This window comes from Streptomyces sp. NPDC003248 (genome assembly GCF_055563235.1).
Map to the genome: position 1 here is coordinate 251371 of NZ_JBVHDT010000009.1, position 17431 is coordinate 268801.

At 66.9% G+C, this 17431-nt stretch carries 8 protein-coding genes; all 8 read right to left on the bottom strand.

Annotated features, from left to right (window positions below):
• Window positions 1-56: 56 nt before the first annotated feature.
• The 8 genes from ACZ3KJ_RS22485 to ACZ3KJ_RS22520 all read right to left on the bottom strand — a co-directional run bounded on the left by ACZ3KJ_RS22485 (window position 57) and on the right by ACZ3KJ_RS22520 (window position 17427).
• On the bottom strand, window positions 57-662 hold the full coding sequence (locus ACZ3KJ_RS22485) for a PIN domain-containing protein (RefSeq protein ID WP_285430703.1): 606 nt from the start codon (window positions 660-662) through the stop codon (window positions 57-59).
• On the bottom strand, window positions 659-1765 hold the full coding sequence (locus ACZ3KJ_RS22490; protein ID WP_467529386.1) for an ImmA/IrrE family metallo-endopeptidase: 1107 nt from the start codon (window positions 1763-1765) through the stop codon (window positions 659-661). Before ACZ3KJ_RS22490 ends, ACZ3KJ_RS22485 begins: the two co-directional genes overlap by 4 nt.
• Window positions 1766-1876: 111 nt before the next feature.
• The gene (gene drmC / locus ACZ3KJ_RS22495; protein ID WP_031082086.1) at window positions 1877-2617 is read right to left on the bottom strand and encodes a DISARM system phospholipase D-like protein DrmC; all 741 of its coding nucleotides are present in this window, start codon (window positions 2615-2617) and stop codon (window positions 1877-1879) included.
• Window positions 2610-4637, bottom strand: coding sequence for a DrmB family protein (drmB, locus tag ACZ3KJ_RS22500; protein ID WP_467529388.1), 2028 nt, complete (start codon window positions 4635-4637; stop codon window positions 2610-2612). The genes drmC and drmB overlap by 8 nt, the downstream gene beginning before the upstream one ends.
• On the bottom strand, window positions 4634-8383 hold the full coding sequence (gene drmA, locus ACZ3KJ_RS22505) for a DISARM system helicase DrmA (protein ID WP_467529390.1): 3750 nt from the start codon (window positions 8381-8383) through the stop codon (window positions 4634-4636). Before drmA ends, drmB begins: the two co-directional genes overlap by 4 nt.
• On the bottom strand, window positions 8380-12420 hold the full coding sequence (locus ACZ3KJ_RS22510; RefSeq protein WP_467529392.1) for an Eco57I restriction-modification methylase domain-containing protein: 4041 nt from the start codon (window positions 12418-12420) through the stop codon (window positions 8380-8382). The genes drmA and ACZ3KJ_RS22510 overlap by 4 nt, the downstream gene beginning before the upstream one ends.
• Window positions 12417-15623, bottom strand: a complete 3207-nt coding sequence (gene drmD, locus ACZ3KJ_RS22515) for a DISARM system SNF2-like helicase DrmD (RefSeq protein WP_467529394.1) — start codon at window positions 15621-15623, stop codon at window positions 12417-12419. Before drmD ends, ACZ3KJ_RS22510 begins: the two co-directional genes overlap by 4 nt.
• A gap of 412 nt (window positions 15624-16035) precedes the next feature.
• Entirely contained in the window at window positions 16036-17427 is a 1392-nt protein-coding gene (locus tag ACZ3KJ_RS22520) for a class I SAM-dependent RNA methyltransferase (RefSeq protein ID WP_467529396.1), read from the bottom strand.
• Between the last annotated feature and the right edge of the window lie 4 nt (window positions 17428-17431).

Consider the following 17431-nt stretch of genomic DNA (forward strand, 5'->3'; position numbering starts at 1 on the left):
TCGGGAGATCGTGGGCGCCTTCAGGCCCGACGGCATGACCGCCACGTCACGAGTTGCTACGTGGCGTGTGCGGTGGCTTCGTCGTCGCTCTGTCCAGGCAGGAGCTCTACAAGGGACCATGGGAGGACTGCGAGGTCGGCAATAGAGCCAGGAAGCCGCGGATAGCGTTCCAGCTGGTGCATTTTCTGCATCAGGGCGTAGCCGTCCTCCGCCGTGACTAATCCCGCTTTCACGGCCAGCTGCATGATGCCGAGCGTCTCCGCCGTCATGATGCCCTGCCTGATCGCATACTCAAGGGCAGACCTATCGTCTGATATCCACCACGCGCCAGCGAACTGGGGCCAGTGCTGGATGATGTGGCAAGTCTCAGCCTCTCCGAGGTGCTGAAGGTTCCGGTCGGCTTGGCCGCCGAACACGGCTGTGCGGAGATGCCCGACGCTCTCGCGGTCGTTCGAAGCGGTTACTCGGATGGCTTCGCCGAGCCAGCCTTGCTGCCTCAGTTCGTGAAGGGCAGGCAGCTTCTCGGCCGATTTGCGGGCCTCCCGTGCCACCGCCGCGGTCCACTTGCCGCGGCCGTCCAGGACGGCACGAAGCAGGTCGAGGCGTTCGATGGCGGCGAAGTTGCACAGGACGGTGTTGTCCGGGAACAGGATGTCGCTCATGCGGCACCGCCGTTGTCCTGTTCGGCCGCGAGCTGCTCCCTGAGCTTGTCGACGTCAACGCCGAGCAGCGATGCGTACGGACGCAGGGTTGCCCTGCCGGCCTCATAGGCGGCGCGCGTGTCGCGTGCCAGGAGTCCAGGGAGCCTCTTCTTCTCTGAGGCCGCGATTCGCTGGTCGAGTTCGTCTGCGCGGCCGGCGACGGCTGCGGCCTCGCGGACGGTCATGCTCTTGTAGTAGTCGCAAGCGCCAGCGTCGATCACGCGCAATTTGAGCAGTCTGTAGGCCATGGTCTCGGGGCTGACCCTGAAGTCGCAGCACAGCGCGCTGAAGGTTTCCCGCGTCAGCTTCGCTGCGCTGACCGCATCGCGCAGGCTTTGCTCGGGCAGCAGGAAGGCGGAGGCGAACGCGTTGGCTCGCTGCTCGCTCGGATCCTTTTTCTGGGCCTGGTCGAAAATGTCGCGATCGAGGTGGATGTCCTGGTCGTCGTCGGCGAGGAGATGTCCGAGCTCGTGGGCGAGGGTGAAGCGCTGACGCGCCGGGTTTGACGTCGTGCTCAGGACGATGAGCTTGGCACCCTGGCCCATCGCGGCGAGGCCGTCAAAGCCGTCTCCCAGCGGCTCGACAGCCACATCAGCGCCGAAGACCGCCTCGATCATTTCTGGCAGGCCGTCCTGGGGTACGGACCGTCCGTGGTGCTGCACCGCCTTCAGAGCTGATCTCGCCAGCGCCTCTCCCTGGGCTGCGTAGCCATTGCCGGAACGCGCTGTCGGGGAGACGGGCCGCCAGGGCTGGGGATAGCCCAGCTTGTCCAGGTCGGCGCGCCGGGCAACGTAATCCCGGGCGACTGCCAGTGCTTCGGCTGCCTTTCCGGTGGTCGTTCTCGCCGCCACGGCCAATGGCTGCTCAGCCCCGGTGAGCAGCCAATCCATCGAGACGTGGAATTCATCGGCAATGACAGCGAGGTCGACGGATGAGAAGGGGCTCGTACCGCTGAGGCACTCGGTGAGTTGCTCGGCGTCGAGGTCGGCCTGGTCGGCGAAGTCGCGAAGGCTAAGGCCCGACTGGTCGATCAGGCTTCTCACGCGATCGGAGATGCTGGACACCCGTGGACAGTAGTCCGCCGTCTGTGCAGTTCACAAGGCGCGCCGTGCGCGATGTCCCAGGTCCGCGTGGACGCTGGCCACGGCTCGCCTCAAGGGTGCGACGGTCTAGTGCTATCTGACCTTGACCTGCTCATACAGGGTGCCTTCGGCTTCGCTCATCTCGCGTTCGACGGTCTCGGTGAGGGTCGGGTTGTCGATAAGGACACCGAACTCGACGTTGTTGTTCTCCGCGCTCCACGAGAAGTTGGCGCTGGTCACGAGGAGAAGATGGTGGTCGATGGCGAGGAACTTGGCGTGATTTCGGACGTAGGTGCCGTCGAAGGTCTTGGTCCGCCATACCGCAGCGGGTCTCAGATGCGCGGCGACCTCGTTGGTAGTGGGTGCCCGGAACACCACGCTGTCGTCTGCGGCTCTGGCGTCCAGGTAGACGCGTACGGCGACTTCGGGGCGCTGTGCGGCCTTGTGCAGGGCCGTCCACAGGCCGGAGGTGCGCTGGAAATTGAAGGTTGAGCAGGTCACCGTGTGACGCGCGTTGTCGACGAGGTAGGGCACGGATGTCGTGAGCGGTCCGCTCTGGGCCAGATGGCCGGGCATGGTCCACAGCGGAGTGACCGTGGCGGGCAGCGTCCGTGCGCCCTCGATCGCGCGCAGGAGGGCAATGTGGTGGGCTGCTGCCCCGGGTCCTGCGGCTACGTTCTCCAGTAGGTTCCTGGCCTCTGCTCGGTGGCCGAAGGCGACGGCCTTGAGCGCGGAGGTGAGGGTGTCGCCGTCGGCAAGCCGGTCGGCGACACCCTTGGCCTCGCTGCGGGTGAGGAGTTGGCCCAGGCGCAGGCCGGCCGGGGCGTCACTCATCGGATGAGAAATAGCCCAAGCTGCTGCCGGGCAGGTCGAGCAGGAAGCGGCGGTCGAGGAACCGGTTGGCACGCTCGCAGGAGGTTTCCGAAGCCATGACGCAGCAGTGGCAGGCGGCGCCGTGGAGGAAGTCCTCTGGGGTCTGCGGGGTGCGCATGGAGCAGACCGGGTCGGAGGAACAACGTCGTGCCTTGCGCAGAGCGCTCGTGACGACGCTTTGGAACCGGGTGGGCTCGCTGAGCTGGACGAGGCCGCCGAGGGTCCCGTCGCTGTCCGAGGCAGTGGTGCAGATCAGGAGTCCGGCTGCAGGCTCCCGGTTCTCGGCTTCGGGCCAGGCATAGAGGCGTTCGCTCAGGCTGGCGGCCGAGTAGCCGCAGGTGAGGGCGAGTTCACGGATCAGGACGTGGGCAAAGGTGTGCAGGAGCCAGTAGCGCGGGGGCTTGAGGCGGCTGTCGGAGTCGACTTGGCCGGCTGTCTCGGAGAAGCGCCGCTCGAAGTTCCGCTGGTGCGCTTCTCGGTGGGCCTGCCACACGTCGGTGTCCAGGATGCGCTTCTCCCAGCCGGCGACGGAGGTTTCGTCGAGCTGGAGGAAGATACCCTCGCCGCGGTCTTCGGTCGCCACGGTCCATGTCGGCCGGGCCGTCCGGGTCAGCGGCGCCAGACGGCGCGAGAGGTCGCCGACACGGTCCATGTCGTCGATCCTGGTGAAGCCGACCAGGGCGTTGACCTTGCGAAGCTTTTCGACGGCCAGGACACGGGTGATCTCCGGTCGGAGCAGCGGGCCGCGCTCGCGGGTGGCCAGGGTGAGTCCGCTCTTGGGATCTTCGTTGCGCATGCCGAGCATGGGCAGCAGCAGATGCTGCCATTCGGGGACGAGCAGGTCGACCGGATCCCAGTTCTGCCGTTTTTCTGCCTGTTCCTCCGGGGTGTCCTGTGGAGCACAAGCAGTTTCAACAGCCGCTGCCAGTTGAGAATCGGTCAGATCGGAGACGTCCACCTGCGAGGTCTCCAGCAGGTCCCGGAGGATGTCGAGGTGGGCGCGGTATTTGTCGAGCTTGTCGCCCAGTGTGGTGCGGATCCGGTCGGCGAGGTCGTGTGCCTTCTCCTGCGGGGAGTCGGGCATGACGATGATCGACTGGGTGGCGGGGAACCACAGGTTGGAGGCACCGACCAGCATCAGACGGGTCTTTTGGCCACAGCCGCGGTGGTCGAAGGCGTCCAGGTGCGGATGGCGGCCCCGGCAGTCCGGAAGCTTGGCCTTGCCGGCCTCGCCCTGCGCCTCGTTCATCGGTCGCTGTACCTGGCACGATTCGCAGCGGATCACCGCCGATGCACCCTTGCCGGCGGTGCGGTCGACCATCTTCAGTACGGGGAGTTCGGCGTTGGAGCACGGCTGGCCGTGGTGCACCCAGAGGTCGTAGGGGAATTCGTCCAGGTGCCCGTCGACGCACGCCAGCAGGTAGCGGGCGGGCACCGCCGGGCGGCGCATCGCCTTGCGGCTGCGATTCCCGGCCCGCCCGGGACACTTGGTGTGCTCAAAGATGGCCAGATCGGTGCGGTAGGGGTGGGTGTTCTTGTAGTCGAACTGAGAGAGCTTGCCGAGCAGGTCGCAGCCGGTGCATCGCAGCCACTGCGGGAACACGCGGGCCGGCACCCCCAGGTCGTTGCCTTCCATGGAGCGGCTGTGTTTCTTCGGCTGCCACGGGTGAGGGCGCAGTTCGACGTCGTTGGAACCGAGCATGAACCGCACCACCTGCTTCAGCCGCGGTGCGTGGATGGACGGAGGCGTACCGCGGCGGCGCCAGATGCGCTCCCAGTCGTCCAGGCCAGTGGACATGATCGTGAACTGCGGCAGGTCCATGATCGAGCCGGGGCCGTAGGTGTAGAGCAGGGAGGAGGGGCGGGCCGAGCCGACCTTAGCGCGGTTGTGCTTCGCCTGCTTCTCGGCCTCCTCTTCCAGGTCACCGAGCGGATCGACGGCCCTGGCTGCGTCGTAGACGAAGCGCTCCTGGTCGCTCACGAGTTCTCCTCCGGCATCACCCACTGGGGCGCGGTCATGGGTTCGATGTACACCAGTCGTTCCTTGATCGGGCTGACCAGGAGGTTGATTTCCGGCTGCACCTCACGCATCGAGTTGGCCACGATGAACGGTGGCGCGTCCCGAGTGTCGATACCGGACTTGGCGTCCTCGGCGCTCATCATCAGGGCGTCGTGCCGGCTGTCGTCGGTGACCTTTTCGTAGACCAGTGACTTGCGCAGTTCCACCAGGTGCTTGCGGCGCTTGCCCCACTGGTCGAGTCGGTTCTCCAGCCGGTGCCGGGCCCGCTCGGCTGCGTCCTCGTTGCCGGTCAGCTCGATGCGGCGCACGAGCGCCTCGATGAGCTCGGTAGCGAAGTGCCGTTCGGTCTCGATGCGGTCGGCGCCGTCTTCCGGGGACAGGCCCTGGGCGCGTACGGCTTGCCGGACCCGAGCCGCGCTGACCAGGACGCCGTCCAGACCACGCTCCAGCGAAGTGACCGAGAACGGCGTCACCGACAACGCCTCGACCTGCGCGTAGAACGTCTCGTGGTAATGCCGGAACTGCTCGAAGTGGGCCAGGTCGCGCGGTCGTGCCCAGTTGCCCAACGATACGACCAGGCCAGGGCGGTCGGCGTCACGGCCGACGCGAGAGGACGCCTGGATGTATTCGGCGGTGTTCTTCGGCTGACCGACCACGAGCATCAGCCCGAGCCGGGTCACGTCTACACCGACTTGGAGCATGGACGTAGCCAGCACCACGTCGTACGGGTTCACTTCCCGCTCGGGCACGCGCGTCTTCGCCTCTCGCAAGGTGCGAAGGTTCCGCTTGCCTGCAGTGGAGTCGAAACCGGGGTCGAATGCGACCGACATCTGATCCAGGGTGGAGGTGATGTCCGCGCTGGCCACACGCGAGGTCAGCTCGGCCACATGAAGTGCCCCGAAGTTGGTGCCAGTCCGGCTCGGCAGCCTGGACCAAGGACGACGCTTGGCCAACGCCGTCTGAATGTCATCCCCCATGTACCGAGCCATACCGGCCAGCTCACGCGTCGCGCTGAAGTAGCCGACCAGCGTCATATACGGATCGGCCGCCTTGCCCGAACGGTCAAGAAGCAACTGCCCGCCGGCCATGAGCACCTCGGCCACGCGGATCTCCGCCGTGGTGAGACGCACCCCCGTGGTGCTGATCCCGACGTACCGGCGTCCCGGAGCCTTCTCGGAGATCTCGATCTCCTTGGAGAAGAAGGTGTTGCCAGCGTCCAGCACCTGCGGCGGGAAGATGGTCACGTACCGCCCGTACAGAGCCCGCACGTGGTCGGCTGCATTGCGGGCGGTGGCCGTAGAGGCCACCACCAAGGGGCGCACGGGCTGTCCGTCATGAGTGCGCCAGCTCGTCATCACGTCAACGCCGACCTCGAAAAGTCCGACCGTGGTGCCGAGAGAACCGGTGATCAGGTGCAGCTCGTCCTGGATGATCAGGTCCGGCGGTCGCAGCCGCGTCGCCGGGTGCACCGCGGCGGCCTCCAGGCCGTCCTTCTTCGGGTGCTTGCTGCCGTCCTTGATCGCGCAGTGCGAGTAGTCGGGGTGGACAAAGCCGTGCCGTTCGCAGCGCCGCGAGACGTGCCCGAACAGCGATGCCGCCTCGCCCTCGCGTGCGAGCCGGGCGAACTTATCCACCGTGGCGATCACGAAGGCGGGGGCGAGCCGGTAGATCTCTTCATCGACGGTCAGGACCGGAAGTCCTTCATCGACCTCGCCGCCATCGGCGAAGGGGCACTCGGCCATCTCGTCGCCGCAGTAGACGTACACGCGGCGATGCGCCTTGTCTGCCCGCACGTCCCGCGCCTCGATGCGGGTACCGCACCAGGGGCAGCGCTGGATCTGTAGCACGGTCAGCCGGTAGCCGCGGCCCTGGTTGGCCTTCTCCAGCTGGCTTTCAGCCTCGTCGTACCACTTCGGGCTCACATCGGTACCGACCCACAGCCCGATGCGGAACGGCTCCTGGCCCCACGTCGCCGGGTCCTTCAACCGGGCCCGCTCCGCAGCACACACCAGAGCCGTGGCCCGCTGGAACTGCTGGGCGGTCAGCAGCCGCAAGGTGTAGCGCATCAGCACCGCCACGCCCGACCGGCCGTCCAGCGGACCGTCGAACGCGTCGATGACGCCCTGACGGCGCCGGATAGCGAAGGTGTAGGCGGCCAGCCCCAGGTACGCCTCCGTCTTGCCGCCGCCGGTCGGGAAGAACAGCAGCTGGGCTTTAGCAAGATCACCGGACCGCTTCTCGGCTGCAGGATCCGACAGCAACGGCAACTGCATCAAGACGAAGGCGAGCTGGAAGGTACGCCACGAGTGCGCGCGGTTGCCCCGCTCCCCCTGCTGCCCTTCCTCCAGGATGGCTTCGCGCGCCTGCTCGATGCTTTCGCGGTGGTCCTCGTTCTGGTTCGCACGCCGCTGCGCCACCTGGGACTGGACACGCTGGTCGGCCATCACTCGGTTCATGAACCTGAAGCACCGCAGCGCCTCGGCATCATCCAGCAGGAACTGCAGTCCCTCATCGAGCTGCCTCAGTACCTTGCGTGCGTCGCCGACCGCTTCCCGGCCCTCGGGGCGAAGATGCTCCGGCAGCGCCTCGGCCCGCTGTTCCTCGGCGTCGAGCCAGGCCGCATAAGCGGACACGATCGGCTCCAGCCCCGCGCGCAGCTGCTCCGGGGTGGCCTCCTCCAGCTGACGCATGTCCAGCATCGCCGCCTCGATCTCCTCGGCGGCGATCTGTGGTGTCTCGCTGGTCGGCAGCCACGTCGTCCACACCCTGCTGGCGCGGCGCGCGTCCTTGTCCGCCTCCCAGTCCACCGAGCAGGTCCGCCCGACGGCGAACTCCAGCCGGTTGCGGTACTGCAGCTGCAGACGACGCACCTCGTCGTCCGGCTCGTAGCGAGTGTCCTCCAGAACATCGTTGACCGGCAGGAAAACGGCCGTGCCCTCAGCGGTCTCGACGCAGAGCCGGGTCTGGTAGAGCCACGCCTCCACGGGAATCTTGCGGGGCGTCTCCTGGTCGTTGCACAGCGCGATCTCGATCAGGCGGCAGCCACGCTCGGCGTCGTCGTGGCGGTCCACCCGCAGCACGATCTTGTCCTTCAGCACGAACGTCGTCGTATGGGACGGCATCAGTTCGCTGACCTTGACCGTGGTCTCGAACCTGTGCGGCGTGCGCTGGTACCGGCGAAGGCGCGAGGTCGGCCCCCCGCCCTCGCCCTGTTTCTCCTTCACCGGCTCGTACGTGCCGAACTCGGTCACCACGGTGAACGCGTCCAGGCCGTCGGGGATCTGGCACCGCAACCCCATCGAGGCCGGGATCATCAGCCCGCGCTTTTGCGGTTGGTCCTCGACGTCGTCCTCTTCCGAGCCGGCACTGCTCTCGTCCACCGCGGTCAGGGGCACGCCCCGGCTCTCGGCCGCGTCCACGGCGTCACCGACGTCGGTCGCGGCCTCCGCAGAATCTGCCTGGGTGGGGTCATCCTGGCCGGCGGTTAGCCGGACTGGAGCAATGCGGCCGATCAGATACGCGGAGTCCGGGACGCCTTCGAGGATCTCCTCAGGGCCGCCTGCCGGGCCCAGGAGTTCACGCTCCAGGATGTCAACGAGGTTTTCACGCACCGTCCAGGAGCGTTCGTCCGGATCGAGGGCGAGGCGGTACGCCTGATCTGGTCCGGCGACGGAGTGCTTAGGCTGGTGTGCCGATCCGGTGGTCACGCGTCGCCCTCTTCCTCGTCTCCATCACTGTCGTCGGCCAGCAGTGTCACATCACCCTGGCCAGCGGCGCGGCGATGGTTCTCCTCCAACAACCGGTCCAGGATCTCCACACGAGCTGCAGGGCTCACCGTCCAACGCTCCATCTGACGGTAGGTGTGAAACCCGTGGTCGAGAGGGAAGTCATCCCAACCGTAAGCGGCCATGACGGCCTCATCGAGCTCGACGTGGATCTGGCGCAGACGGGCCACATCCGCGTCGGCCGAATCGACGACGTCTGGATCGTTAACCAGGTTGTAAAGCTTTGTTAGACCCAGACCGCGACGAAGCATGATCTCCCGACGTTCGGTATCGAGCGTACGCCCCATGCCGGTTACGTAACTCGTGCGCTTAGGGCGAGGGAATGTTTCGAACACATCCGAAGGCGTATAGCGAAAGCGTGTTTCCAACGTGGATCCGTACTTGATGGCCCAGATCTGATGCAGCGACGACGAGAGAAACGCCTGGTCTGCATACGAATTTGAGGCGAAAACCCCCAACATGTGACTGAATACTTGATCACCCAGTGATCTTACTGGCATCACCGACTTGCTCACGAGCGCAATGGTGAGTACCTCGTCCAGTTGTGCGATCGCCTCCCGCATCGCGGGCGCTGGCCTAGCGAATTGCCACCACTCTTCTCGACGATGCCTTTCCTTGTTGTTAGCCCGCTCTGGCTTTACACGCTCCAACACCCGCGCATACGGAAGTGCATACGTCTTCGCCTCATTTTCAGACAGGACGTTGAAGTCGATGACCCAACGCGACGCCGAGCCATCTGGGCGGGAGTTCAAGTCCTCCCCATTGAGATAGGGACGGAGCACTTCGGCGTTACGCGGGTCGGCCTTAATCCACTCGGCAGCCTCTGCAGCCTCCAGCACAAAGCCCATGCCCAGCACATAGCAGCCAACAAACGCAACCCCGGCGTTCTCCGCCAGCCGTGCCGGATCGCCATCGGCCCGACCACCTGGCTCCAGCAGTGTGGAGATTCGCTTCACTTCAATGTCGCACTCGCTTTCCACGACCGCCCGGGGAACTGCGGCGTCCACCGCGCCACGGCTCCCCCATACAGCTGCGTACTCCAGATTGGCGCTCGCCGCTGGCCAAGATCGGCTCTGCACGGCCCGAGTGATCGTGAAACCTTGCGCAACCAGTTGATCAAGGCCGACCTGCCGGGTGTCACCCTGGGCGACAGTATTCGTCGCGATCAAACCCAACCTGCCCCGTGGGGACAGCAGCTTGTAGGCGCGCAGGAAGAAGTACGCTACGAGGTCTGCGCTGCCCTTGCGACCGTGCGCGAGGGTGTTGACAAACCAGTCGCGGACATTGGTTCCCATCGTGCCGGTGAGCTTCTGTCCACCCAGGAAGGGCGGGTTGCCGATGATCGCGTCGAAGCCACCATGCTCCATAACATCCGGCACTGCCAGGATCCAGTGCAGCGGCTTCCACCGCTCGTAGTCCGTCTCAACGGTTGGGGTGAGCCCTGCTTTCAGGATGCCGTCGAGCATTGCCCGGTTCGGCGTCTCTCCCTCCCCGGGATGGGCGAGATCGACTGCGATGCGCAGGTTCTCGTACGCCTCGCGCAGCTTCTTGCCTGGCTTTCCGCCCAGTTGCAGTCCAGCGGCGATCACCCCGTCGGCCACATCCGAAAGTTGGGCGACAACTCCTTGATAGGTGCGCCACTGGCGTCGCTTGGTAGCTGCGGAGCGTTGGGGGTCGTTGTCGTCAACCTCGGTGGCGAGCTGACGACGCAAGCGGGCGGCCTTGCTCAGGGTGCCGTCGATATCGAGGTCGAGGAAGCTGGTCTGAGCGCCGGCCGAGTCCGGGTCAATTTGGAGCTCGCGAAGCTGGCGGGCGTTGGTCAGGCCGAGGAGTGCGTTGCCATGGAGGACCTTGTCGTCGACGAAGGAGAACGGCAACTTGGGATCGAGAGAGACCAACCACAGGGACAGCTTGCACATCTCTACGGCCATGGCGTTGATGTCCGCGCCGTACAGGCAGGTGGCCACCACCATCCTTATGGCGTGGACGCTGAGCTCGTGCGGCGTGCGCCCATAGGCCACGCCTTCGCGTTGCCATGCCTCCACCAGACGGTCGGCGAGGAAGCGTGCTGCGGCGACGAGGAACGCACCGGAGCCACACGCGATGTCGGCGATCTTGAGGTCGAGGATGTCGTCGGAGGATAGGGGCTGCCAGGCGTCCCGGTCCGCGGTCTGGTGGGGGCCGGGTGAGTAGACGAGGGGTTCGAGGGCGTGGAGTACGACGTCCTCGGCGAGCGACCGGGGCGTGTAATGAGCGCCGGCCGAGGCCCGCGAGGGCGTTTCCACGAGAAGGACGCCACCGGGTTCTACCACTAGGGGACGCTTGCGCAGGTCGCGGCGGATGATCCCGATGAAGGGGCGCAGTCGGTCGCGAAGGTCGGCGTCGTCGGTGAGGTCCCGCAAAGCGTTGTCGGCGTCGTCGAGTGTGTCTCTCGTCTGGAGGGCCTTGGTCAGGGCGGCCTTGGTGGGAGGCTTGGCGGCCGGCTGGCTCTGCTTGATCCAGGCGAGGATCGCGTCGACCAGGGCTGCGTCGGTGCGCTTGGTTTCGGTGAGGTTTTCGAGGGTGGCGAGGGGGATTTCCGGTTCGGAACCGGGGCTGCCGATGAGACTTACGACGGTCTCCTCCGCACCGACGCAGGAATAGCCGAGGAGGCCCTCGTAGATGTAACCGATCTGCTCGACGTCGATGTCGCGGAAGGAGATCTGGCGAGCTCCGCCGGGTAGCTGGGCGATCTGGATGGCACGCAGGACTTCGAGCATGACACGGTCGCTGACCGTGATCGCGAGGGAGCCCTGAGCGTTGCGGGCGGTGAGGAAGGGGAAGCGAGCGGGATCGAAGAGTGAGCCGCCGTACTCGGGCAGGCGGAGGTCTTCGAAAGTCGCGCCTCGGTAGAGGGCCTGGGAGGTGGCCAGGAGGCGGTGCCAGGTGAGCGACGTGGCGTCGATGGCTTGGTCGCCTTCCTCCTTCTGCCGGGCGTCGAGCTTGCCGAGTTCGTCGCTGATGCCGTAGCCCATGGCGAACAACTGGTTCTCGGGGAGCAGGCCACGTTCTTCGGCGAAGAGGAGGAAGACGACGCGCATCATGACGGTGACGGCGGCTTCGTAGACCTGCCCGCGCTCTGCCGGCAGTGGGTCGGGCTCTCGTCGGCGTACCGCCTTGAGGCCGCCTTCGGACAGAGCCTGGACGATGAGTTCGACGGCACGGCGGACCTGGGTGCCGAGCGCTTCGGTGATCTTCTCGGCGGCGGTGACCGACTCGGCGAACAGCTCGGTGAGCCGGTCCTGGGCCCTGCCCCCGACGAGTCGCTTGCGCTGGAGGAGTTCGATGAAGGCGTTGCGGGCCTGGGGCTCCTCGATCCAGGTCTGGGAGTCCACGATGCCGGAGGCGACCATCGTCTGCGGACGGGCGCTGACGATCGCCCACCAGCGGCCGTCGGTGACCACGCCGATGGTGGCACCAGACGTCCGCAGGAGTTCCTCCATGCGGTCGATGGGGCTGGCGGACCAGCCATCGGTGAGCGGGTCGCGCAGGGAGTCGACGGGGTCGGTGAGCAGGACGAGCGCGCCGATGTTCTCACCGTGGAGGAGGGCTCCGTTGGCGCGGACGGTGACGGCGTGATCGGGTGAGCGGACCTCGGCGGTGGTCGGGGCGGGGACGGTGTAGGCGGTGCCCCAGCGCAGGCCCTGGCGCAGGACACCGTCCACCCAGGTGTCGCGGGCCTCTCGGTAGAGGTCGAGGGCGGCGTCGTCCTCTGGGTGGGTGTCCCAGTGCTCCCATGCCTTCTCGAAGGCGGGCTTGGCGTCCTTGATGAAGGCGAGCGCGCGGGCGTCGGGCTGAGGGATGCCCTGGGGCCAGGCTCGTTCGAGTGCGGGGACGGCGAGGAAGGGGCCGTCGGTGTCGACAAGGGCGAGCCAGGCGCGGTGGAGGTCGGCGATGGTCGGGGCGTGCTTCCTGCTCATGCCTGAACCGTTCCGTTCTTCGCGTCTTCGGGGGTGAGGGCGAACACGACCGCGGCGGCCGATACGTAGGGCCGGATGTCGCTGTAGCGCTCCCGGATCGCGGCGATCTCGCGCGCTTCCTCATCGCCCAGGCTCTCAAGGCGGTCGATCATGTTCTGCAGGTCGCGGCGGCGCTGTTTCTGTTGGTCGTCGGTGAACAGAAACTGCTCCTTCTGCTCGCGAATTTCCCGGTCGAGCCGGTCGCGGGAATCGCTCAGGTTGACCCGGAAGGCTCCGAAGATCTCGTGGGCGCGAGTGATATCCGTTTCCTGGCGCTTCTTGAGTGCTTCGGTGACCTTTTCTTGCCGGCTCTCGCTCTTGCGCTTCATCGCGTTGAGCAGCCGGGTACGTAGCCGGGCATCATCCGCGTTCCACAGGGCCGCGAGGTGAGCGCGGACCTGCTCGTCGGCCAGGACGAGGTCGTGTGAGTCGAGGGTCTCGTCCAGGACCTGCTCAACCTTGGACTCGGCAAGTGCCTGGCCGCGCAGCCGGATTCCGGTGAGGAAGACCTCCTCGTGCAGGCGCAGGCCGCCGCGGCCGACAAGCACGAGTCGGGAGACTGCGGCAACGCATGATTCGGGCAGGCCCGGTGTGACGACGGCGGTGACCCGATTGACGGGCGCGTCCACACTGAACAACGCGCCGCGAAGGGTGCGTGTGGCGCGTTGCATGAGGGCGTGGCCCAGGTGGATGTGCACAAGGTCCGTGCGATTCGCCGCGGCCTTGTCGTCGAAGGTGATGGAGCGCAGGACCCCGGGCTGGAGACGGGTGTCGAGGCCGCGCAGGGCCGGCTGCCAGGTGCGGCCGAGGTTCGGGAGCTCGAATACCTGGGCGTCAGTGTCCGCGTCGCCGATCTCCACCAATGGCGGCTGGGAGTCCAGGGCCAGTGCGGTGTCCACGACGCGGCGTGCGTTGCCCGGCGTGAGGTGCATGACCTCCTTGCGCTGTTCGTAGGTCGCGGTCAGCTCGGTGAGCTGCCGGTTCAGCTCGATACCGCCGGCCAGAGCCTCGTTCATGGCCTCATCGCCGTCGTCGGGCGCCGCTGGACGCAGCTTGCGCAGGCTCCCGGTTGGGCTGAAGTGCTCCTGGACTTCGGCGTCGATGACCTGGTTGACCTTCCCCAGGTCCTGGGTCGCCGTGCCGACCTTCCTGGCGATGATCCCCATGAACTCCATGTCCGCCGCGTACGTGGAGGAGGAGGCCACGGGTTTGAAGTGGTAGATCTCCGGGTTCTTGGTCTGTCCGTAGCGGTCGATCCGGCCGATTCGTTGTTCCAGGCGGGACGGGTTGAACGGGATGTCGAAGTTAACCAGCCGGTGGCAGTGAGCTTGGAGGTCGATGCCCTCGCCGGCGGAGTCCGTGGCGAGCAGCACGCGCACCGGATGCTTGTCCGGGCTCTCGGTGAACCGGGCGCGGATCAGCTCGCGCTCCTCGATCGGGGTGGATCCCTGGATCGTCTCCAGTGCGTCCTTGTAGCCGCGCTGCCGGAGCACGCCGGCGATCCAGTCGAGCGTCGCGGCGTACTCGGTGAACACCACGACGCGCTCGTTCGTCCAGTGCCGGCCGTCCGATGTCCGGCAGTGCGCGTCGAGGAAGGACACCAGAGCCTCCAGCCGGGAGTCCGGCTTGTGCTCGTAGCTTGAGCCCCACGCGACCAGCGAGGCTGCCTCGCTGGTGATCGCGTCGGTCAGTGGGTCCGTTCCCTTGCTGTGCCGCAGCGCGGTGAACTCGGGGTGCTCGGCCTCGCCTTCCTCCTCATCGGACTGCCCGCTTCCGATGACCTCGGTGTAGTACTCGTCCTCGTCCAGTTCCAGCTGTCGGTTGTCGTCAGCAGCCGCTTCGTAGAGCTCCATGGTCCGGGCGAACGACCACGGGCTGGACAGGAAGCGCTTCTTGAGCAGCATCGCGACGATGTCGCCGCCCTTGCCCTTGCCTTTCGCTCGGGCGGCCTCTGTCAGCATCCGTGCCAGCCGGTCGAACTGCTCCTGCTCGTCTTCGGAGGGCGTGAACGGGATCGTCAGCAGCTTGCGGGACTTGAATCCCTTGTCCGGGAGGTCGCTCTTCAGACGGCGGACCCGCACCTCGCCCAGAGCGCGCTGATCGATGCTCGCACCGCGAGTGAACCGGCGACTGTCGATCATCTCCAGGAGCGCCGTGAACGACTCCGAGTAGCCGTTGTGAGGGGTCGCACTGAGGAACAGCCGGTGCTCGCAGACGTCCGCCAGCGCCTTCGTCGCCGTCGTACGGTGACTGTCCACCGCGTACCCACGCTGACCGGGGGCCGTCGTCGGACTTGCCGGGGCCACGTGGTGAGCCTCGTCGACCACCAGGACGTCGAAGGCGAAACGTCGGGCGCTGGAGGTCTTGCGCACATCGGCCAGGACGTCGCGCAGCAGACGCTGGGCCCGCAGTGACGGCAGCCACGACATGCTGACGATCACGCGCGGGAACAGTCGGAACGGGTTGGCGTTCAACCCGTGGCTCCGCCGGACCTTCGCCATCAGGTCGCTGTTGACGATCACGAAGTCCAGACCGAACTTCTCCCGCATCTCGTCCTGCCACTTCAGCGACAGGCTCGGCGGGCACACGATGACTACGGTCCGTGCTCGGTGGCGCAGAAGCAGCTCTTGGACGACCAGGCCGGCCTCGATGGTCTTCCCAAGGCCCACATCATCGGCCAGCAGCAGGTTCGTACGGGAAGATTGCAGAGCGCGACGCAGCGGTTCGAGCTGGTACGCCTCGACGTTCGCACCGCTGCGGAAGGGGGCCTGGTAGGAGTTCGCGTCCGCCGACGTCACCGCGCCCCAGCGCACCGCGTCCACAAACGCGGCCAGCGTGTTCGGGTCATCGAACGCGTCCGGCCGCACCACCTCAGGAAGGCCCTGATCGGGCTGCAGCGTGTGGCCGACCTCCAGCTCCCAGACCACGGTCAGCTCCTGACCGAGCCGATCCTCATCCAGTGACTGGAGACACACGACGTGGGCGAGCCCAGGGGCTCCTTCGTCGGCGGGGCTCCGTGGCAGGCCCTGGCGGCGGACGTCCGAGACCGCCCAGATGGAGCCCCGGACCTTCACCACCTGCCCCGGTTCAGGAACCGGCGGAAGCGCCGCCGTCCGCCCCGTGCCGCCTTCTGCGCCCTGCCGATACTCCGTAGCGATCGCCACCCGACAGCACTCCTTCATCGACGCATCACACCCAGCTGACTGACCTCCTTCGCACAAGAATTAGCCTCAGGGAGACCTGAGACCTTTGGGGAGATCGTCAACGCACCAGTATTCCCGACTGTCGTCGGCGCCCATGCAAAATCTTCAGATCGACACCTCATCTGCGACCCAGCGTTGGTCAGGTGAGGGGAGGCGGGACGGGCTCGTGAGAGTCAGGTAGGTCCAACTCGCAGCGCTGCTTCCCGAAGAACGGACCGCAGGGAACACACTGGCCGCCCGAAACGACCTGCGATTGCGCAAGTGACACCCCATCAGAACGAGCGTCAAATGAGCGTCACGAGCGTCATTTCAGCGTCAAGATATCGCCCGTAACGCCCACACCGCACATAATGCGCACAGGCAAAACCGCAGGTCAGGAGCCCTTCGAGACCGGTTCAAGGATCGCCACGCACTCCACATGATGCGTCATCGGAAACAGATCGAACGCCCGCAGCGTCCGCACCCGGTACCCCCCGTCCCGGAAGTACCCCAGGTCCCGCGCCAGGGCCGCCGGGTCGCACGCCACGTAGGCGATGCGCCGTGCTCCGAGCGAGGTCAGGTGGTCCACCGTCGCCCGGCCGGCGCCCGCGCGGGGCGGGTCCAGGACGATGAGGTCGACCTCGGTGATCCCGGTGCGCGGCAGGACGCTCTCGACCTTGCCCTGCTCGATCCGGACCCGGTCGAAGCCGGCGAGGTTGTGGCGGGCGTCCTCGACGGCGCGCTTGCCGGACTCGATGCCGAGCACCGCGCCCTTCTCGCCGAGCCGGTCGGCGAGGGCGCCCGCGAAGAGGCCCACGCCGCAGTACAGGTCGAGGGCCGTGTCGCCCTTGCGGGGCAGCAGGCCCTGCATGACGGCGGTCACCAGGGTGTCCGCCGCCTTCGGGTGGACCTGCCAGAAGCCGCCGCTGCCGACCCGGTGGGTGCGGCCGTCGGCGCGCTCCCGGACGAAGGGGCGGCCGTGGACGCGGTGGACGCCGCCGTCCTTCTCGCCGACCCGCATCACCGACACCGGCCGGTCCAGCTCCACGATCGGCAGGCGTGCGCCCGGCCGCGGAGTGAGGATCACCTGGCGGTCCTGCGAACCCGTCGCCGCGATCGCCTCGATCGAGGCCATGCCGCTCCAGTCGCGTTTCTCCACGCCCAGCTCGCTGACGCCCTCCGCGGCGATCATGCAGTGGTCGATCGGCTCGACCTCGTGCGAGCGGTGCCGGCGCAGCCCCGCCCGGCCCGTGTCGGCGTCCACCGCGTACTGCACGCGCGTGCGCCACTGCGGCACCTGGCCCGCCGGCAGCTTGTCGCCCTCGGCCGGCATCACCGTGCCGTCCCAGCCGGCCTCCTCGGGCGTGAGGCCCGCGAGCCGCTGGAGCTGCTCGGCGATCACCTCGCCCTTCATCCGCCGCTGGGCGCCCGGCTTGGCGTGCTGCCAGTCGCAGCCGCCGCAGCGGCCGGGGCCGGAGAAGGGGCAGGGGGCCTCGACCCGGTCCTTGGAGGCCTCCAGGATCTCCACCGCGTCAGCGCGCAGGAAGCGGGCGCCCTGCTCGCCCTCGGTCACCCGGGCCACCACCCGCTCGCCGGGCAGCGTGTGCCGGACGAAGAGCACCTGCCCCGAGTCGGTACGGGCGATGCAGTGGCCGCCGTGGGCGACGGGGCCGATCTCGACCTCGTACTCCTCGCCCACCAGCGAGCCCGTCGGCGAGCCCTGCGGCGAGCCCTCCGGGGCGCCCGACCGGGAGCCCGCCTGCGACTTCTTCGGTTCTGCCTGCATGGCG

Bases quoted from the DNA above. Each gene is read 5' to 3' on its own strand.
- ACZ3KJ_RS22520 (WP_467529396.1), bottom strand. From the start codon at position 17,427: ATGCAGGCAGAACCGAAGAAGTCGCAGGCGGGCTCCCGGTCGGGCGCC.
- ACZ3KJ_RS22510 (WP_467529392.1), bottom strand. From the start codon at position 12,420: ATGAGCAGGAAGCACGCCCCGACCATCGCCGACCTCCACCGCGCCTGG.
- drmC (WP_031082086.1), bottom strand. From the start codon at position 2,617: ATGAGTGACGCCCCGGCCGGCCTGCGCCTGGGCCAACTCCTCACCCGC.
- ACZ3KJ_RS22485 (WP_285430703.1), bottom strand. From the start codon at position 662: ATGAGCGACATCCTGTTCCCGGACAACACCGTCCTGTGCAACTTCGCC.